The organism is Oceanobacillus sp. FSL W7-1281, from assembly GCF_037969835.1.
Taxonomy (GTDB): Bacteria; Bacillota; Bacilli; order Bacillales; family Amphibacillaceae; genus Oceanobacillus; species Oceanobacillus oncorhynchi.
In genome coordinates, this window is the sequence record NZ_CP150214.1 from 4,600,073 (window position 1) to 4,619,824 (window position 19,752).

A 19,752-nucleotide genomic window follows, 5' to 3' on the forward strand; every position below is an offset into this window, starting at 1 on the left:
CTTTAAGCTAATTTTTCAGTAACCAAACTTTTAATTTACGAGAAACTTCCAACGGATTATCTAAGCTGCTGAGGTGTCCCGCATTTTTAATCACCATCAAATCAGAGTTTGGAATTTGCTGGACTATCTCATTACTCATTGCAACGGGGCAGACACTGTCCTCTTCTCCAACCATTACGCTTACGAAGCATGAGATTGTTGGCAATACTTCAAATGCATCAGGTCGATACATCAATGCGGTCATTTGTCTTTCCATTGCCTCTGCTCCAACTTCTTCAGCCATATCAATTACCTTCTGAACAAGCGATGTATCCTGGTTAGCTCGCCGTATTAAACCCGGCATTAAGTAGTCCTTTGTTATACTTGTAAAATTACCTTCTTTACTAATTTGTATAAATTTAAGCCAAGTTTCAATTTGAACATCTGTTGGAGACCTGGGATTGGTATCAAGTAAAGCCAGCCGCATGACACGCTCTGGTGCTTGTCTCATAATTTCAATTGCAACCATTCCGCCCAGTGATAAGCCTGCAAGTGCAAAGCGTTCAGGTGCTTTATCCAACACATTAGATGCCATACCTTCAATTGTATTATTTTGTGTTAAATCTCCAACTGTAATAGATGCTATATCTGCTAAATACGACATCTGATGCTCCCATAATGTTTCATTACAAAGTGTTCCGGGAAGTAATAGAAGCGGAATTTTATTGTTTCGTTCTAAATAATCCTCTTGTTTCAAGGATATGTCCCCCTCTATAAAAATTTTTTGATTGTATCTGCCTGACCGGCACAGATAAAAGCTACGGCCGGCAGGTCAGGCAGACATCCATCCAAAACTAGAAGTTGTGCTTTCGTTTACTTCTGGCCCATTTTCAACTTTTTTGCCATTTCTTTTTCAAGCTGGCTAAAGTTTTCTGGTGGTATCATTTTACCCTTATCGTCTACACGGAAATTATATTCTTCCCCTTTTTTCACTACCTTTGGATCCCAGATTGGATCGGGACGGTCGAAAACTTCATGTTGTTCCAATATAGAAAATAACCACGAATCTTCCTCTGCAATATTCTCAAAACCTCTATACATGTAAGGAGGTAAAGAAATCATATCCCATGGTTTTAAAATCGTTTCTCCTTCAATCTCATCTGCGCTGTTCCCCCAATAAAAGCGCCATTCTCCTGTTAATACAAAAAATGTTTCGATATATTCGTGCGTATGATAAGCTGGTCCATTTCCTTTAGGCGCCTTTACCATACCAATTTGAAAGCCGTGCGGCTCAGTAATGACTGGATTATAATTCTCATTTTCACTTGCGGTGTCACCAATCAAAGCATAATTAAGCCGGTTATGCCCTGGAATAATACTATCAATAAACATTAGCGGAATGGCTTTATCCTTTATTTCATCAAAACGTACAACCCAATCCCTTTCGATAATTTCTTTTGTGAAATTTGTTTTTTCTGAATTCATTTATTTTTCCTCCTTGATATCTGTATAATGAAATGAATTATTTCTCTTCCATACAAATTTAATTTGATTTTCTTTTAAATGCGGATAAATGATGTCCTTCTAGTCCTTCTATTTCAGACTGTCTACTTGAATGTGTCGCTAAATAATCAACTCCTGCTCCGGTTATTTCTTGGAAAGTAGCTACTTTCACATAACTGCCTACCCATAAACCACCTGTGTATCGCCCCCCTCTATTAGTGGGTAATGTATGGTTTGTCCCCGAAACTTTATCAGAGAATACAACAGAACTATTCGCACCGATAAACAAAGAACCATAATTATATATTTGATCTATAATATCTTTACTATTTTTCAAATGTAAATGGAGGTGTTCTCCTGCAATTTTATTACACACACTGATTCCTTCCTCGACCGATTCCACCACAATAATTTCTCCCAATCGCTCCCACGATTCGTGTGCGGGAGAATTTTCGTTAAATTTCTCTAAAAGCAGGTTTACTTCTTCCAGCGTTTTGTCAGCCATTTTTTTTGAGGTGCTGATTAAAATAGCCCTCGCATTAGGATCATGCTCAGCTTGCGCCAATAAATCAGCAGCCACTAGTTTCGGGTTGGTGGACTCATCAGCAAAAACTACTACTTCACTAGGACCTGCAACCAAGTCTATTCCCACTTCTCCAAACACCTGTCTCTTTGCTTCAGCTACAAACCGGTTTCCAGGCCCAGATATCACATCAACCTGTGGCACAGTTTCCGTACCATATGCCATCGCTCCTATAGCTTGAGCGCCACCAATTGCATAGATATCACTAACTCCGGATTTCTTTAACCCATATATAACTGCTGGATGAATACTGCCTTTATAGTTAGCTGGGCTACAAGCAATTATCTTCTTTACTCCGGCAACTTTAGCAGGAGCAGCAACCATTGGCCCGCTTGAAAGTAGTGGATAGCGCCCTCCTGGCACGTAGGTTCCTACTGTTTCCACTGGGATTACTTTGTGCCCCAAACGAATTCCATCTCCAAATTCCTTGTCCATTGGTAGTAGGCAATCCAACTGTGCTTGAGCAAATTCAGAAACGCGCTTTACGACATTGTCTATTAAATGTTTTTCTTCATCCGTTAATTCTCTAATTGCAATTTCTATTTCTTCTTCACTCAGACGAATCGAAGTCCTTTCCGACTTACCAAACTTTTTCTCATATTCCTTTACTGCTTCGTCACCATGTGATCGGATGTTCTTTAATATATCTTTTACAGTTTGTTCCGTTTCCTCTGATGTTTCTGCTTTTTCATAAGACGATTTTTTAATGAATTCCAAAACAATTCCCCTTTCAATCTTTTTAAGACAACATATGTTAGCCACACAGCAACTTATTTAATTGCTCCTGCACTCATTCCTTTTACAAATTGTTTACGCACAATAAGCATAAAGATAATAGTAGGGATAACGTAAATTACCCCAGCTGCAGCCATCTCATTCCAAATAACTCCATTTTCTCCAACAAAATAGGACAGAGCTACAGGAAGTGTAACTGCTTCCTGGCTTGTAAGAATTAGAGCAAACATAAACTCATTCCATACAACAACAAAACAGAATACAGTTGCTGTTATAATTCCTGGCTTAGCCATTGGCAAAACAATATTCCATATAATCCTTAATCTGCTTGCACCATCGATTGCTCCTGCTTCTTCCATATCTTTTGGAATACTATCCATAAAACCTTTAATCAGCCATATTGCATATGGGATGGTGTGCCCTAAATTGACAATGATAAGTGCCACAGTTGTATCCAATAGTCCCCAATTTCTAAATGCTGAAAAGAACGGAATAACGTTAACAATTAATGGAATAAACTGAGTTGCTAAGATGGCAAACATAAGCAGCGTTTTACCTGGTATTCTGTATCTTGATATACTGTATGCTGCTAAAATACTCACTGGTACGGTTATAATAAGCGTGAAAAATACGACGATTAAACTATTCATATAATAGTTTTCAAAATTATATGCTGAACTGAATAATCTACGGAAATTATCTAGTGTCGGCTCAAAAATAATACTAATGGAATAAACGTCTTCCCCGGATTTAAAGGCAGTTAATAAAATCCATAAAATTGGGAAAAAGAGAAAAATAACAACTAATAATACACCAATTAATTCTAGAACAGAATAAATAGTTTTTTTGCGTTTTATTGTATTCATTAGTTCCAATCATCTCCTTTCACCAATTTCCTCATGTAGATCAGCACAAATGCTACTGTTATAATAGCCAAGATATACCCTAGAGCTGCCCCGTATCCCATATCAAAATATCTAAAGGACGTGTTATATACCAAGAAGTTTAAAACTTCCGTTGAATTTCCTGGCCCTCCGCTAGTCAACGTAACTATCGGATCAAATTGTTTTAATGCAAACATCGTCATTAATATTGTTGCAATAAGAACAATTGGTTGAATCATCGGCAAGGTGATGCGAAAAAAAGTTTGAAAACCATTAGCACCGTCCATTTTTGCCGCTTCATATACTTCTTTTGGTAACCCCATTATTCCGCTTATAAACATTAAGGACATAAACGGAAGCCAGATCCATACTGCTATAGAAATAAGCGCAATCATTGCTGTTACAGCATTTCCCAACCAAACAACATCGGATAACGGAGGGATAAAGAAACCAATTATCGCTGCGAACACACCATAATCAGGATTTAACATAAACCTCCAGGAATAACCTACGAGAGCAGGGCTTAATGCAAATGGAATAATCAGTACTGCTCTCAAATAAGAAATGTAGGTTTTTTCTTTACTTAATAGAAGCGCAACTAAAATAGCGCAAACAATTGTCACTATTACAGTAGCAACTGTAAATATTAATGTTACCCATGCACTATTCCAAAAATTTGGGTCATTGAACGCTCTTACATAATTATCAAAACCGATAAAAGAACCAATTTCAAGACTTTCTGTCAGGTTCCACTCATGAAGACTTATCCAAAGTGACCTAGCTAATGGAAAAATAGTGATTGTAGCCATAATCAGTAATGCAGGAGCTAATAAAATGTATTTGAAAAATTTACTTTCCATTCTTACCCTCCCACTAATACACATTTTGTATTAAATACCATTTTAATTTTTCGATATTATTCTTGTAATAGCAGCTCCACTTCTTCTGCTGCAGCGTCTAACTGGCTCTGTACATCCTCTCCAGTCGCCATATTGGATATTGCTCTGCTTAGAATATCTGATATTTGTGGCCACTCTGGTATGGTAGGAAACGTTTTCGCATTTTCAAAACTATCTCCACCAATATTAAACAAATCATCTCCAAGTTCATTTAATTCTTCGTCTCTAAGATTTTCCAACTGAACAATATCTGTAGAGAATTGATCCATTGGTACTTCTTCATTTAACGAATCCATAACAATACTTTTTTCATTTTCAGGATTACTGAGCCATTCCATGAATTCCCATGCAGCTTCTTTATTTTTTGAACTTTCCATCATCCCAAGCGGAAAAGTAGATACACTTGCAACTTGTTCACCGTCTTCCCATGTTGGAATAGTGGTAAAGTTCACGTTTCCTCGTACTTCCTCTGCCGACGAGTCACTCGCATTAAAGTCAGAATAGACCCACCACCATCCTATCCACATTGCTGATCTTCCTTGCTTAAAATGAGTTCTAGACTCTTGTTCCGCAAAGGAAACAGATCCCTCTGGAGCAAAGCCTTCTCTTAGCAAATCTATATATTTTTCTGTTGCTTCAACACCTTCAGAGCTATTAAAGACAGGAGTATTATTTTCGTCTAGGATTTCAGCTCCATTTCCCCATAGATAACTTGCCCATATCGCAAGGTTCTGCCCATTATTTCCTGCTTGATAGTACGGTGTTATAGCAGATTTATCTGTTTCTGAAGTGATTGTTTCGCTAACTTCTTCAAGTTCTTCCCAGGTAGTTGGGGGTTCAATACCCAAATCTTCGAAAACATCTTCTCTATAGAACAATACTTGTGCATTAGCACGTAGAGGCAAACTATAGATTTCATCATCATAAGTTGATAATTCTACAATTGATTCTGGGAAACGATCAAAAAAATCTTCATCCGCATATCCACTTAACGGCTCTAAAAATTGAGATATAGAAGGTCCCATCACGTCCAAATGTGTAACTAGATCAAAAGATGCGTCTCCAGAGATTCCTTCAGCGGTTATCCTATCCAATAAATTATCATACGGAATCCCTATAAACTCGACTTCAATACCTGTTTCTTCTGTAAACTGTTCGCTGCGTGCCTCCCAAGCGTTAAACTGACCAATATTACCTTCTGTAACAGCAACTGTTACAGTCTGATCTTCTAAATCTTCACTGCTATCATTATTACAGGCAGTCAATAGAACAACGAATACTAGCAGCATGATGAATAAAATATTCTTTTTCAAACGAATCACCTCATATGTTTAATTGTGAGCCCTACTAGCTTTAAATCATATATGAAACGTTAATTACTTAAGATACACCTGTGAAGTTCCCATCGTCATATCCATTGTCTTCACTATCATTTTCAGTATCATTTTCGCTTTCTGTATAAATTTGACGAAGTACTTCCATTCCGTCAAAGAGCATCCACTCTTCTTGGATTTTTTCATTTCTTACTTTAAAATGGTTCATTCCATGGATTTCAATAGGTTTTCCACTTGGATTGCCAAAATACCCAATACCACTATGCAGACCTTGTATTCTCCAACGAACTGCAACATCCCAGTCCTTTTCATTATCTCTTTTATTACAAGTTACGCGTTCTAAAATAACTTTTGAGTTCGGAACGGAAGCAAACAGATTAATAAACATTCCCTGTATCTCACTATGACCAATCATATCTCTATTACATACATAATGAATAACAGCATTTTCATCATAAAAATCCTTGACTTTATTAATAGAGCGTCTGTCCCACACTTGATTAAAGAGCATTAACATAAAATCTCCAATTTCAAAGCCCTCGTATTTGGGTTTATAAGCTTGTGGCTGTAACCCTTCTTCTGCCGATTGCGCTATATTAAATTGAAGGGTTGGAGCTAATTTGCTCGTTTGTTTTGCAGTGCGTTTTGCAATTTCTACTGGATCAAATCCAAGCTGTTGTACCAGATGATAAGTGTCCATTACCAGCCATTCTTCATAGATTTTATTTTCATGTATTAAACAATCAGCTGTCGTTCGAAAGACTACTTTTTTTCCTGTTGCAGGACCGTATAAAGTATTACCTAAATTTGTTCCAATTGATCTTCCTCTATGCGAAGTAAAAAAACCTTCTTTATCATTTCCTGACCATACAACACTCCACCCTAATCCTGTACGATCTGGAAAAGATTGCAAAGTTTGCAGCGTTCCTGCAATAACTTCATTTACACCATGGCTATTGATAAGCCCTCGATGGATTTGGACACCATGGCTATACGTATCGTAAATTAGACCGATATCTTTTTCCTTCCAAATTTGTCGTGTTATCCGAATAATATAATCGATAATATTATGATAGTCTCCGAATCCCTGCATACTTTGTTTTTTAATATTTTTTACATCTATATTTAAATAGTCATCGTCATCTTTAGAGTCCACCATATTTACTTCTGAACTATCTGCATAGTATACAAGCTTCGAAAGGTCATTTTGATGATTTTCTTTTTCAGCTTTACTTATATTGTTATCGGAATACCCCAAATGTTTTGTCGATTCTTCCTTTTCAGTAAAATTATTATTTTTTGTTTCCTTCATGTGAAATCTTCCTTTCTATAAATAAATTGGATAGTAGGTTCTTCACTTTATCCCTACACTAATGTCACATACGTGACTCTATAGTAAGTTAAATACACCCAGCTTCAATTCAGACATTTCATCCATGGAATACTTGATTCCTTCACGACCAGTCCCACTGTTTTTCACACCGCCATAGGGCATATGATCTACTCTATAAGATGGAATATCGTTAATAATCACCCCCCCAACCTCTAATTCATCCACCGCCTGATAAGCTTTTTCCAGTGAATCTGTAAACACGCCTGCTTGCAGTCCATACTGTGAATCATTTACCAATTGAATCGCTTCTTCCCACCTCTTGTATTTATTAATTACTACTACAGGGGCAAAAGCCTCTTCTTTTAGAACAGATGCATCTGAATCTATATTTGTTAGGATAGTAGGTTTGATCATAGAACCTGTTCTTTCTCCACCACGATATACATTTTCAACTCTGACTTCTTTTATCCACTGTTCTACTCTCTCTGCTTCTTTATCATGAATGAGTGCAGATACAACTGTATCTTCTTTTAATGGATCGCCTACTTTGATATTCTCCACCTCTTCAGCAAACGCTTCCAAAAAAGAATCATATAAATCAGTCTGAACATAGATTCTCTGTACAGAAATACAAGTTTGACCGGAGTAAGAAAATGCTCCCTGAGCACATTTCAAAGCAGCAGAACGAATATCCTTTGTCTTATCAATAACTACTGCTGAATTTGAACCCAATTCCAACGTCACTTTCTTCAACCCTGCTTTTTCCCGAATCCCCTTCCCTACTGGCACACTACCGGTAAAAGTAACCATTTTAATATCTTCGTGCGTTACTAGAAAATCACCCACTGTCTTCCCTGATCCAAAAATTAGATTTAGCGCTCCTTTGGGCAGCCCTGCTTCTTCAAAAATCTTTGCAGTCATAATAGCACTTAATGGTGTTTGAGAAGCTGGTTTTAAAACAACCGTGTTTCCCATAGCAAATGCAGGACCTAATTTATGAGCTACAAGATTAAACGGGAAATTAAATGGTGTAATTGCAGCAATTACTCCCAGTGGTTCTTTTTTAGTGAATCCAAATCTGCCATATCCATTTTTAGCTGCATCCATCGGAATAATTTCTCCAGCAATTTTTTTAGCTTCATCTGCTGCAAATTTATAAGTTTCAATTGTTCGTTGAATCTCTCCTCTTGCTGCCTGAATTGGTTTTGCATTTTCCCAAGCTAATATCTCAGCACATTCCTCCAGCTTTTCAGTAAAGATAATAGACACTCTTTCTAAAATATTGGATCTCTCTAAAAGTGAAAGCTTTCTCATACTGTCAGCAGCTGCTTTAGCACTCTTGACAGCTTTTTCAGAGATTTCTTCATCGGCCAACGGTATTTTGGCAATTACACGTTTACTGTATGGAGCTACCAAATCATAATGTTCTGTTGCTTCTTTCCACTCACCATCTATAAGAAATCGATATTGTTTAACTTCCATTACTTCCACCCTTTCCTCCTTCATAAGCATCCTCATAAATACCAAGAATCTGGTCCGCATTTAACCGGTAAGGCGTATTAGACAACAATCTTTTAACCTGCGATGCCTGCTCAGCTAATTTAGGTAAATCCGCTTTCTCCACTCCCAATTCTTTTAAAGAAGTCGGTAGGTTCAAATCCTTCAACAGCTGTAATAAATAATGGACCACAGCTTCCAGTGCCTGGTGTTTAGAGCTTGTAAAATCGCCAATCTCTACAAAGGAAGCAACTCTAACCATATCGTCTGTACATGTTTTCCCAATCACTTTAAAGACGAAAGGCATTAACAGCGCATTGGCTACACCGTGTTCAATATGATACGTACCTCCCAATGGATAAGCCATTGCATGAACCGCTCCTACACCTGCGTTGGCTAAGGAGACACCGCCCAATAGACTTGCCCAGCTCATGCCTGTTCGTGCTTCTATGCTACTGCCGTTATGTACAGCATTTGTGATATGTTCTGCAAATAATTTCATTGATTTTTCGGAATAGATTCGTGTCTGCTCTGTAGCATTCGTCGAGATATACGATTCAATTGCATGTGTAAAAGCATCTACTCCAGAAGCTGCCGTCACTCTTGATGGACAGGAAAGGGTCAGCTCAGGATCTACGATAGCTGCATCAGGTAATAACGCAGGGCTGACGATTCCTCTTTTTACTCCTTCCGATTCATCCCCAAAAATGGCATTTTTGGTCACCTCTGCACCTGTTCCAGATGTTGTTGGCAATAGTACACAAGGTACAGTTCGATTTTCTATTGTTTTCTTTCCACTAAAGTAACTTTCCAGATCATGCTTATCCTGCAAGGCAGCACTCGCTTTTGCAACGTCCAACGCGCTTCCCCCGCCAATACCAATTACAAAATCGGCTTTAGATTGGTTTAATGTTTTTATTGTTTCTTCAACAAGTGAAAAGGTCGGTTCTCCTGCAATATCCGTCATTGTTTCTATTGGAGTTTCACACGCCTCCAATACTTTCTTCAATTCATCTACTAATCCAGCTTTCTCCACACCTTTATCGCTGATAATAAATAGCTTGGAAGGGTTTTTGGATAGCACCTCATCTTTTATTGTTGCTAAAGCTCCTTCCCCGAAGCGAATAACACCTGGTATTTGAAAATCATTAAACTGCATCATATTTTCCTCTCCTTTATCCTTACTCATCACTACTTTTAACCTGTTTTCTCTTTTTACTGAATCCGCATTCAAAAATTACCAAACAGTCCACCCGCCATCCACAATCAGCGTTTGGCCCGTTATCATATCCGCTGCCTCGGATGCCAGAAATACAAATGCGCCAAATAAATCCTCCTCTTTTGCTAATCTTCCTAGAGGGATACGGCTTAACACATCTTTTTTAAAATCTGCATCATCCAGCATCTTTCTTGTCATTGGTGTTTCAATAAAGGTTGGCGCTACAGCATTGACATTTATATGATATGGAGCCCATTCAATCGATAAAGATTTTGTCAATTGTGTAATAGCCCCTTTGCTGGAAGCATATGCAGCCCGTTTATAATAACCTACAAAAGCCATTTGCGAAGAAACATTGATTATTTTTCCTTGCTCCGCAGCTTTCATGTATTTTCCTACAGCTTTACTTATAAAAAATACACTTTTTACATTTATATCAATAATCTGATCCCAGTCTTTTTCGGTAACTTCTTCCGCCTTCTTCGGTATATTTGTTCCAGCATTATTCACCAATATATCTATCTTTCCAAAATGATCATACACCTTCTCTACCACATTGGGAATACTATCAATATCTGTTAAGTCAACGGAAACTGGCAGAGCTTTCTGACCTGTGCTTTCAATCTCTTTGGCAACCTCTTTCAACCCTTCTTCATTCCTTGCCATTAAAGCAACATCAGCTCCATTTTGAGCTAACAACAAAGCAATACTTCTTCCAATTCCCTTGCTTGCTCCAGTAACAATGGCTGTTTTACCAGATAAATCAAAAAGCTCGTTTGCTTTATAACTAGCCATTTCTCTACCTCCTGAAATGTGCGGTATTCTACTGATTGTTAACACCTGTTGTTTTACGAATAATTAGTTCTGGTTCTAACGTGATTTTATTTGGCTCGCTATTTGAATCATCCTTGTTAATAAGTGAAAATAACTTTTGTAATGTTAGTACAGCCATTTCTCTTTTTCTTTGAGAAATAGTACTTAAGCCAATATAAGGATTACTCGCAATCTCAATATCATCAAAGCCGATGATAGAGATATCATATGGAATATGTCTTCCGCTTCTAGCAGCTGCATCCATGATTGCTAATGCCATTTGGTCCGTTGAAGCAAAAAACGCAGTCGGCATTTCTTTGTCCCTCATTAGATTCAATGCAAACTGAAAAACTTTTTCATAGATTACTTCTCCCTTATAAATCAGCGATTCATCATATTCTAAACCATTTTCTTGAAGTGCTTCTTTATACCCTTCGAAGCGTTGATAAAAAGTAGAATATATTGTAGGGCCAGAAATAAACGCTATTTTTCTGTGCTTGTTTTCCACCAGATGGTTAACAGCTATTTTAGCTCCTAGTCTGTTATCTACTTCTACATAATGACTTTCTTCAATACCGTAAATACGCCGGTTATAAAAAATGATAGGAAATCCTTTATCGTAGAATTCTTTTACCTTTTGATTATCCATCCGGGCTGAGGCAACAATAATTCCATCTACTCTTTTCCCATTAAGCGTGTTAATTGCTCTTTCAAAACTATTTTCATCTGTTTCTGCATCGATGATAATGACTTCATAATCATATTTCTGAGCTTCCCGCAAGATAATATGAGCTGTTTCCGCATAAAAAGAGTTTGAAATATCCTCCACAATAAGTCCAATCGTATTTGTTTTCTTGCTTGCAAGGCTTCTGGCAATTTCATCTGGTGAAAAACCTAACGTATTGATAGCATCATGCACTCTTTTTCTCGTTTCTTTTCTTACGTGCGGGTAATTATTAAGAACTCTTGAAACGGTAGTTTGGGAAACTTTTGCTAATTTTGCTACATCATAAGCGCTCACTCTTCCCTTCAAAATATCATTTCACCTCTCTTGAATGCGGATTCAATTTATTGAAAGCGGATTCATTAAATTTGATTTCTTATAATTTATCACATGTTTCTGACTATTGCAACATGTTTTTTCGACATAATATATAAAAACTTTACTTTAAAAATTTTTAAACACACCGCACCCTTAAACAATTCGTCCACCCACAGAAAAAAAGCGCACCAGAACGGCACGCTTTTTCATTCACTTTATCTATCAAACGTCACTTTTTCTTCCGTATCATTTAAAACAATAGATGACTCACTTGGTTTTGTATGAGCAATCACTTTTCCATCTCTGAAGGAATATGTCACTGTTGCCTGCTTGCGAACAGCATCATACTCATTATCAGCGGACAAGACGATGAAATTCGCCGGCTTGCCTGCTTCAATACCATATTTGTCTTCAATATGAAGTGTTTTTGCACTGTTTTGAGTAACCAGATCAATGGAATTAACAATTTGCTCATAGCCCATTAACTGGGATGCATGGATACCCATATGCAAGACCTGAAGCATGTTGCCCGTTCCCAGCGGATACCATGGATCAAAAATATCATCATGGCCAAAGCAGATATTCATTCCTGCTTCCTGCAATTCTTTGACCCGAGTTAAGCCGCGGCGTTTTGGATACGTGTCGAATCGGCCCTGAAGATGAATATTTACAAGCGGATTCGATACAAAATTGATATGAGACATCTTCAGCAGACGGAATAGCTTTGATGTATAGGCATCGTTATAAGAACCCATTGCTGTCGTGTGGCTCGCTGTTGTACGTTCGCCCCAGCCGCGCTCATCAGCTTCTTTTGCGACTACTTCTACAAAACGGGATTGCTCGTCGTCGATTTCATCACAATGAATATCTACTAATTTATCGTATTTCTCAGCAAGATCGAATGCGACTCTCATCGAATCGACGCCGTATTCTCTTGTAAATTCAAAATGCGGAATGCCGCCGACAACATCGGCTCCCATTTTCAGCGCTTCCTCCAAAAGCTCCTTTCCATTCGGGTAGGATAGAATTCCCTCCTGCGGGAAAGCAACCAGCTGGATATCTACATAAGGAGCCATTTCCTGTTTCACTTCCAGCATTGCTTTTAAGGCAGTCAGTTCCGGATCGGTCACATCCACATGCGTACGGACATGCTGGATGCCTTGAGCAATCTGCCATTTCAATGCTGTTTTGGATCTTTTTTTCACATCTTCTATGGTCAGTGTTTCTTTGCGTTCCGACCAGCGCTGGATTCCTTCAAATAAGGTTCCGCTCTGATTCCATGCAGGCTCCCCTGCTGTTAATGTGGTATCTAAATGAATATGCGGTTCAATAAAAGGCGGGAGAACCAGCGCACCATGTACATCCATTACTTCTTTATCTTCAGATTGCGGCAGCTCCTGCGTTACCGCGTTAAATTTACCATTTTCTATAACGATGTGCCAAAGGCCATCTTTTCCTCTAAGTTTTGCATTTTTAATAATCACTGACTACCTCATCCTTCTCTTTTAATGGTACGGTGACCGTTTCCTTTTGAGACATTATTTTCATTCCGGCCACATAAATGATTGATGTTCCTAACAATGCATTGATTGGCGGAATTCCCGGCGCAAAATTAGCAACAGCGACCCCGCCTGCCCAGGCAATAATTGCTACCCAGTTTACAGATTTAAATGTCATTGTTTCAAAGGGTTCATATTTTCTGCGGCGGACCAGATAATAATCTGCTAATATGATTGCTCCAATCGATGGCAGTGCAGATCCGAGTACATTTAAGAATCCGACAAAATTATTGTATAACCACATGGCAGCAATTGTCCCGACAATTCCGTTGAACACAACGATTTTCTTCTTGGAAAACTTGGTGATGTTCGCAAATCCTAAACCAGACGCATACAGTGCACTATCATTAGTTGTCCAAATGTTTAAGCCTAATACAATAATAGCAGGAATCATCAGTCCTTGTAAAAACATCACATCCGAAATATCTGCCATACCAATGCCATCGCGCCAACTGCTCCAAATAAAAACATCAATGAATTCCCAAGGAAGAAAGCAATAATATTTGCGGTTACTGCCGATTTCGCTGATTTCGCAAAGCGGGCAAAATCAGGCGTAAGCGTTCCAGCGCTGATAAATGATCCTACACAAATCGTTAATGCCAGTCCTACACTGATTACCTGTGCTGGTTCATAAGCAAATAGTTCATGAATTCCGCCCATTGTATTTGCCGAGTTAACCATGGAGTAGCTTCCAAAAATAGCGATTGCCGGAACTGCAATAAATCCCAGCAGGGTTAAAGTTTTCATTCCAAAGATAGCCGAAACAGTCATCAATAAGCCAAAAACACCAATTAACAGATAGACATTTGCCCCTGTTGCTTTGGCAGCCGGAATAGCAAACATCGCCAGCCCCACTCCAAACCAGCACACTTGTGTAGAAGCAAGTAAAAAGGAGGTTAAATAAGAACCTTTTTCTCCAAACGCATAACGCGCTAATAAATGCGTAGATAATCCTGTTTTAGAAGCAATATAAGCTAAGGAACCTGTATAAAGCCCAAGAATCAGGTTACCAGCCAGTACAATCCAGATAAACGTAGAAAAAGAAAGCCCTGTTCCTAATGTTCCTCCAGACATCATACTCGCTGAGAAAAAGCTGAGCGACAGCATAACCGCTAAAATCTTCCAAAATCCATTTCGATGCGTCTGCGGCACCGGCTGCAATGAAAATTCTTTATCTGTTTGTGACATACCAATTCCTCCAATATCTTAAAATATAAGAAACTGTTCAAAAAGTAGCCAAATTAGAAGCAAGAAGGTCAAGGCGACGTAGTTTTTACGAACGGAGCGTATGTTTTTAAATACGTGAGTATCGGAAAAACTACGTCAACGCAGAGATTCGCCGCTTATCATTTGGGGGCTTTTTGAACTTCCTCTTTAAGAAACTGGCACCGAAAAACTTGATTCTTTCGAGATTATAGACAAGAAAAAAGCTCCCTGTCCAATCCCTGACAAGAAGCTTTTCCTAAATAGCATACACTTGAATATACCTTTCCCAAAGGTACTCCACATGGTAGCTATTCTATTCGCGCTGTCCTTGTCAGCCTCTCTGGACTGATTTAAAGGTACCAGTATATTTATCAAAGTATATTATGGCATAAAATCGCCGGGTTGTCACCTTGGAAATATTGGCAAGATGTATTTATGGTATTCCGTACACGTCTCATCCAATGACTTGATGCTTATTTCCTAAACTTCGCTTCTCGTTCCATCACTACCCTATAATGATGCTCCTCATGAATCCGTAAAAGCTTCACCACTTGCATCACATTCGGGTAGTCAGGTACAGGATCCGGATACCTTATCCAGTAGCATTGTTCTTTGGTTAGAGATGCTACACATGTCTTCAGCTTTTCCGTCTCTTCTTCTAATAAACCTCGCAGCTCTGTAAGCGTGTATTCCCGCTTCATTTTCGGCTTCAAAATAAAGGGCGCCTTCATTGTTTTTCCACTATATATATTAGACATATCATCCATATACCGCTTCACCTTGGGCCGGCGGACCTTCATATAAGCACGGGCGATAGGCAAGTAATAGACAGATGTTATCCGCGTCAGCTTCAGCAATAAATAGCAATGGTAAACCGATTCTGCAACACTCCATTTATCAGGAACCGCTCTCGTGTGAATCGATGAGTTGAAAATTTCTGTATGGAAATAGTTATCCCGCATTGTCTGGAGTTCGTTAAAAAGAGGGGGGAGGTTTTTGTACATGGTTATCACCTAATTAGAGTTATATTTTGATGATTCCGGAAGTTGCTACTCTTCACTCTAACATAACTCCGCCTCTAACGCTCGACATCCCCCACGCCCCCAGCCATCGCCGCTACAATCTCCGCTTCCGTTGACATCGGGGTATCCCCAACAATCGTACACGCCAGCATACCAGCAGCCGCTGCAAATGCCACTGTTTTTTCCGGTGTAAAACCGGACAGTTCTCCGTGTAAAATACCGCTCGTATATGCATCTCCAGCACCAATACGGTCATACACAGAAAAGGTCAGCTTTTTCGAAAACACAAATTTCCCTTGCTTAAACAGATAGCCTTCTAAAGAATGCGTATTATCCGCATTGATCTCCCGGTGAGTACCTGCAATTACCGGAATACGAAACTGCTCCGCTGCTTTGGGAATAACATCCTGAAGCTGTTCTTTCCTTTCCGACTTCTTTGTTTCTATTCCTAAGATATACATCACATCTTTTTCATTCATCATCACGATATCTGCCAGCGAAAGCATCTCCTCATAATGCGGCTTGGCTGCTTCATAACCGCCTTCCCATAAAGAAGGACGATAATTACAGTCAAAGCAAATTTTTCCGCCTTTTTCTTTAACCTTTGCAGCCAGCTTTTTCATACTGGAACGGACTGTATCTGTCATCGCGAGGCTGATTCCGCAAAAATGAATAATGTCTGTATTGGCTGCAATCACATCCAGATTATAATCGGAAATATCTGCTGTATTAAATGTGCTTTCTAAGCGGTTGGTATACGTGACACGACTTGCACGCTGCCCAAAGCCATTTTCTAAAAAATACATTCCAATATATTTACCGCCCCTTGCAATGAAATCCTGTTCTATTCCTAAGCGCTGCAGGAAGGAAATTGCTGCATCCCCCAGCGGGTTATCCGGTAATTTGGTAATCAGGTATCCCTTATGTCCCAGCTTTGTCATCGCCGAAGCAACATTTACACCGGTACCTGAAAAGGAATACTGTAAATGGCTGGCCTGCGAGAGTAATTCGTATCCTGGCACCTGCAAACGCATCATGACTTCGCCAAAAGCAACTATATTCCTACGCATCTTTATCAACCAATTCTTTGGTGATAGCCAGGAGCTTTCTAACATCTTCCTCATTCATTTTTCCGGTCTCCTTATTAACAATAGATGAATAGACATGAGGAATGACTTTAGGTACGTTTGCTTCTAAGGCAATTTCTAAAATGGCAGCGAAATTAGCCAAATCAATGCCGCCTGTTGGTTCTAACGCAAAGCTTTCTTCCCCGCAGGCCTTGGCAACTGCACGGTATTCTTCTTCTGATTGTAACCCTTTCATAGGAAAATACTTCAATGCATTGCCGCCCATATCACGAACAAGTGCGATGGCAGCTTTCACTGGGACAATAGCGGTCTCACTGGCTTCTGCACTAATCGGACCCGTAGAAATATTGACATAGCCTGCTTTTCCCGTTGGCGATACAAGTGCATTGATCCAGCTGTCTTTTTCTCGCAAATTAGCACGTGTTGCTCCTACCGCAGGGAAAACCTGATTAATATGAGAACCCGAATAATAGTTGGCAATCTCCGCCACAACTGCCGCTTGTCGATTATCACCTGCACCTAAGCCAATGGAAACAGCATCCTCAATTGCTTCTCCATATTCCTTCATAGCTGCAACAGCTGCATCCACTGTCGGGTAGTCTTTGGAAAGCACGCCAACCAGCACATATCCCTCTGCTGCATCAAAGACTTCCTTCGCATTTTCCAAACCACTTGCTAATACATTTAATGCTACTCGATTTTTATAAAAGCGAGAATCCATATTCATTATTTATTTCCTCCCAAAATGGATTTTAATTCCGCTGCAATCACGTGAATGTCATCCCCCTGAAGCGGGCGGGGATCGATATCAAAGAACCCCTGGCGAATTCCATAATCCCGTGTGTAAATAGCTATATCGCCATGACGGAGTTTGTCATTTACCTCTTTAGCGGTGCACCCAGTTAAAGCAGCATCAATGTGGATCCGTGCTCTGAAAATAGCACGGCCTGCTTCATCCTGTACGGTACTTACCGTTACACCATCGATTGTATTTAATGACTGCAATTCATCTAAGCACTTTTTTTCAGCTTCACTATGATTTGTTTTCACAGCATATTCATCCAATGCCTGCAGCAGGCCAAAGGTTGTTTCCTTCCCTACCTTCATACTTCTTCCTATAAAATGCAGCTGTGTTTTAACCCACTCCACATATTTTTTCTTTCCGGCCACGATTCCGGATGTCGGTCCTTCGATGGCTTTCGAGCCGCTGTAAATCGCTAAATCTGAAAGCAGTACATATTTTTTCAAATCCTCTTCTGCAGCTGCGTCAATGATTAATGGTACATGGTTTTCCTGGGCAACATCCCAGGCTTCCTCCACAGAAATCATATTTTTCTGAACAGCATGATGTGATTTTATAAATAAAACAGCAGCTGTATTTTCATTGATTGCATCCGCTATATGCTCTTTTTTTCCTTCATTGGCGTAACCGGTTTCCACAAGCTTTCCTCCGCCAAGAGCAACCATGGTTTCCACTGGCGCGCCATACTGCACGTTATGTCCCTTCAGCATCACGATCTCATTTTTTTGGATTGCTTCCTGGTGCAGCTTAGCACTCTTTCTATGATTTCCTTCCGTTATCATCGCGGCGACAGAAAGCGCGATACCACTTGAAGCGGAATTAACAACAACAGCAGCTTCTGATTGAAGCAGTCCCGCAATATGTTTTCCTGCTTTATCCACTAAATCTGAGATTTCCACATAGTGCTGTCCCCCTGCTTTCATTGCCTCCATTACGGTATCCGTGGGAGCAGAAACACCTAAAATACTCATTCTTCCGCTTGCATTAATAACCCGCTTCAGCCCATACCTTGCATGCATGGTATTCACCATTGACCACCACTCCTTTTACCTCGATTTTCTGCTTCGCTTCCCGCTTTTCACCGTCTGAGTCCATCAAATCGATTGTCTCATCTTCTACGGAAAAAAGGGTAATATTTGCAATATCCCCTTTTGTGATACGGCCAAGCTCAGGTTTATTTAACCATGCTGCCGCATCCACTGTTACTCCATTTATAACTTCTTTCAGGGAGTAGCCTAAGCATAAGAACTTATTTAAAACATTTGCCATACTATACACTGGCCCGTGCAGCCGGTTTTTCCGATATATATCTGTACTGATGGTGTGGAAATGAATCCCATATTCCTTTGCCTGTTCCGCTGTTTTAAAAGAAAAGCTTGCATTTCCATGACCGACATCTAAATGAATCCCGCGTTTTATTGCTTTTAAAAAAGCAGGCAGCGGTTTGCCCGTTTCATCAAATAAATTATTCGCCTTCCCGTTTAAGAAATGTGTCATGACATCTTTTTTCTTCAGTAAACCTAATACATCGTTAATATCTGGAGGGCCGGAGCCGATATGAACCATCAATGGCAGCTTCGTTTCTTTAGAAAATTCACGTGCAATTTTTAATGGTTCTATATCGTTTTGACCTACTACGCTGCTGCTGATTCTCGCTTTTAGTCCGACGATAAAATCTTTATTTTCCTTCACAGCTTGTTTTAATTCTTCTTTATTTAATAAAGATAAGTCCGATAATTCATCTACTCTCTCTAAACCAATTCGAGAAATATTCAGGAAAGCGAATACATTTGTTTTCGCCTGTTGAGCACGCTTAACTAATTCATGCACTCGGTCAGCTCCCGTACTTCCCGCATCAACAATGGTCGTGACTCCTGATTTATAGCCTATTTCGTCAATATCATCTCCATAGGGCTCAAATTCTGGAAAGGCATGTACGTGCATATCAATCCAGCCGCTGGAAGCATAAGCTTTGTTTTGATAATCAATTACTTCTTCGCCAGCTCCTATTCCTGGTAACGCAATATCCATAATTTTTCTATTCTCTATTACAATATCTGCCGAGGTCCCATCCAGCATTTTTATATTTCGCAGAACGACATTGTCTGCCATTTCCATCATCCCTTTGGCCAGCGTCCATCTCATCATAATCTTGAATAAATCCTAACGCAACCTGATTATTTAACTCTATATAAAATAGATTAGCATTGATTTTCGCATTAGTAAACATAAGGTTATAATGTTTAAACAAAAA

17 protein-coding genes and 1 pseudogene are annotated in these 19,752 nt (G+C 39.4%); all 18 read right to left on the reverse strand.

The genetic code is table 11. The annotated features are described in order from the left end of the window. Positions 1-7: 7 nt before the first annotated feature. Positions 8-736: an alpha/beta hydrolase gene (locus MKX55_RS22185; RefSeq protein ID WP_339235048.1), complete on the reverse strand. Its 729-nt coding sequence runs from the start codon at positions 734-736 to the stop codon at positions 8-10. Positions 737-852: 116 nt separating this feature from the next. Beyond that, entirely contained in the window at positions 853-1,464 is a 612-nt protein-coding gene (locus tag MKX55_RS22190) for a cupin domain-containing protein (RefSeq protein WP_256705342.1), read from the reverse strand. Between the two features lie 58 nt (positions 1,465-1,522). Next, positions 1,523-2,782, reverse strand: a complete 1,260-nt coding sequence (gene hisD, locus MKX55_RS22195) for a histidinol dehydrogenase (RefSeq protein ID WP_339235049.1) — start codon at positions 2,780-2,782, stop codon at positions 1,523-1,525. A gap of 53 nt (positions 2,783-2,835) precedes the next feature. Continuing rightward, positions 2,836-3,666: a carbohydrate ABC transporter permease gene (locus MKX55_RS22200; RefSeq protein ID WP_256705345.1), complete on the reverse strand. Its 831-nt coding sequence runs from the start codon at positions 3,664-3,666 to the stop codon at positions 2,836-2,838. Continuing rightward, positions 3,666-4,544, reverse strand: coding sequence for a sugar ABC transporter permease (locus MKX55_RS22205; protein ID WP_256705346.1), 879 nt, complete (start codon positions 4,542-4,544; stop codon positions 3,666-3,668). Before MKX55_RS22205 ends, MKX55_RS22200 begins: the two co-directional genes overlap by 1 nt. A 56-nt stretch (positions 4,545-4,600) precedes the next feature. After that, a complete protein-coding gene (locus tag MKX55_RS22210) occupies positions 4,601-5,896 on the reverse strand; it encodes a sugar ABC transporter substrate-binding protein (RefSeq protein WP_339235051.1) in 1,296 nt (431 codons plus the stop codon). A 67-nt stretch (positions 5,897-5,963) separates the two neighbouring features. Then, complete coding sequence (locus MKX55_RS22215; protein ID WP_339235053.1) at positions 5,964-7,229, reverse strand: ester cyclase; 1,266 nt, start codon at positions 7,227-7,229, stop codon at positions 5,964-5,966. A gap of 78 nt (positions 7,230-7,307) precedes the next feature. Then, positions 7,308-8,756 carry an aldehyde dehydrogenase family protein gene (locus MKX55_RS22220; RefSeq protein ID WP_339235055.1) on the reverse strand — a complete coding sequence of 483 codons (1,449 nt, stop codon included), beginning with the start codon at positions 8,754-8,756 and terminating at the stop codon, positions 7,308-7,310. Beyond that, a complete protein-coding gene (locus tag MKX55_RS22225) occupies positions 8,722-9,909 on the reverse strand; it encodes an iron-containing alcohol dehydrogenase (protein ID WP_339235057.1) in 1,188 nt (395 codons plus the stop codon). The genes MKX55_RS22220 and MKX55_RS22225 overlap by 35 nt, the downstream gene beginning before the upstream one ends. A gap of 75 nt (positions 9,910-9,984) precedes the next feature. Then, positions 9,985-10,761, reverse strand: coding sequence for a glucose 1-dehydrogenase (locus MKX55_RS22230; protein ID WP_339235060.1), 777 nt, complete (start codon positions 10,759-10,761; stop codon positions 9,985-9,987). 28 nt (positions 10,762-10,789) lie between these two features. Continuing rightward, the gene (locus MKX55_RS22235; protein ID WP_256705353.1) at positions 10,790-11,812 is read right to left on the reverse strand and encodes a LacI family DNA-binding transcriptional regulator; all 1,023 of its coding nucleotides are present in this window, start codon (positions 11,810-11,812) and stop codon (positions 10,790-10,792) included. 224 nt (positions 11,813-12,036) lie between these two features. Continuing rightward, the gene (locus MKX55_RS22240) at positions 12,037-13,305 is read right to left on the reverse strand and encodes a cytosine deaminase (protein ID WP_339235064.1); all 1,269 of its coding nucleotides are present in this window, start codon (positions 13,303-13,305) and stop codon (positions 12,037-12,039) included. Beyond that, positions 13,295-14,568: pseudogene (gene codB, locus MKX55_RS22245) on the reverse strand (cytosine permease). The gene MKX55_RS22240 and the pseudogene codB overlap by 11 nt, the downstream one beginning before the upstream one ends. A 491-nt stretch (positions 14,569-15,059) precedes the next feature. Next, positions 15,060-15,590 (reverse strand): DinB family protein, encoded by a 531-nt coding sequence (locus MKX55_RS22250; protein ID WP_339235067.1) that lies wholly within the window; start codon positions 15,588-15,590, stop codon positions 15,060-15,062. Between the two features lie 74 nt (positions 15,591-15,664). Continuing rightward, positions 15,665-16,678 (reverse strand): sugar kinase, encoded by a 1,014-nt coding sequence (locus MKX55_RS22255; protein WP_339235069.1) that lies wholly within the window; start codon positions 16,676-16,678, stop codon positions 15,665-15,667. Continuing rightward, entirely contained in the window at positions 16,671-17,426 is a 756-nt protein-coding gene (locus MKX55_RS22260) for a KDGP aldolase (protein WP_339238600.1), read from the reverse strand. The genes MKX55_RS22255 and MKX55_RS22260 overlap by 8 nt, the downstream gene beginning before the upstream one ends. Continuing rightward, on the reverse strand, positions 17,423-18,529 hold the full coding sequence (locus MKX55_RS22265; protein WP_339235071.1) for a DgaE family pyridoxal phosphate-dependent ammonia lyase: 1,107 nt from the start codon (positions 18,527-18,529) through the stop codon (positions 17,423-17,425). The genes MKX55_RS22260 and MKX55_RS22265 overlap by 4 nt, the downstream gene beginning before the upstream one ends. Further along, entirely contained in the window at positions 18,483-19,610 is a 1,128-nt protein-coding gene (locus MKX55_RS22270; protein WP_339238602.1) for an amidohydrolase/deacetylase family metallohydrolase, read from the reverse strand. Before MKX55_RS22270 ends, MKX55_RS22265 begins: the two co-directional genes overlap by 47 nt. Positions 19,611-19,752: the final 142 nt, after the last annotated feature.

Bases quoted from the DNA above. Each gene is read 5' to 3' on its own strand.
- MKX55_RS22190 (WP_256705342.1), bottom strand. From the start codon at position 1,464: ATGAATTCAGAAAAAACAAATTTCACAAAAGAAATTATCGAAAGGGAT.
- MKX55_RS22200 (WP_256705345.1), bottom strand. From the start codon at position 3,666: ATGAATACAATAAAACGCAAAAAAACTATTTATTCTGTTCTAGAATTA.
- MKX55_RS22205 (WP_256705346.1), bottom strand. From the start codon at position 4,544: ATGGAAAGTAAATTTTTCAAATACATTTTATTAGCTCCTGCATTACTG.
- MKX55_RS22215 (WP_339235053.1), bottom strand. From the start codon at position 7,229: ATGAAGGAAACAAAAAATAATAATTTTACTGAAAAGGAAGAATCGACA.
- MKX55_RS22220 (WP_339235055.1), bottom strand. From the start codon at position 8,756: ATGAAGGAGGAAAGGGTGGAAGTAATGGAAGTTAAACAATATCGATTT.
- MKX55_RS22225 (WP_339235057.1), bottom strand. From the start codon at position 9,909: ATGATGCAGTTTAATGATTTTCAAATACCAGGTGTTATTCGCTTCGGG.
- MKX55_RS22230 (WP_339235060.1), bottom strand. From the start codon at position 10,761: ATGGCTAGTTATAAAGCAAACGAGCTTTTTGATTTATCTGGTAAAACA.
- MKX55_RS22250 (WP_339235067.1), bottom strand. From the start codon at position 15,590: ATGTACAAAAACCTCCCCCCTCTTTTTAACGAACTCCAGACAATGCGG.
- MKX55_RS22255 (WP_339235069.1), bottom strand. From the start codon at position 16,678: ATGCGTAGGAATATAGTTGCTTTTGGCGAAGTCATGATGCGTTTGCAG.
- MKX55_RS22265 (WP_339235071.1), bottom strand. From the start codon at position 18,529: ATGGTGAATACCATGCATGCAAGGTATGGGCTGAAGCGGGTTATTAAT.
- MKX55_RS22270 (WP_339238602.1), bottom strand. From the start codon at position 19,610: ATGGCAGACAATGTCGTTCTGCGAAATATAAAAATGCTGGATGGGACC.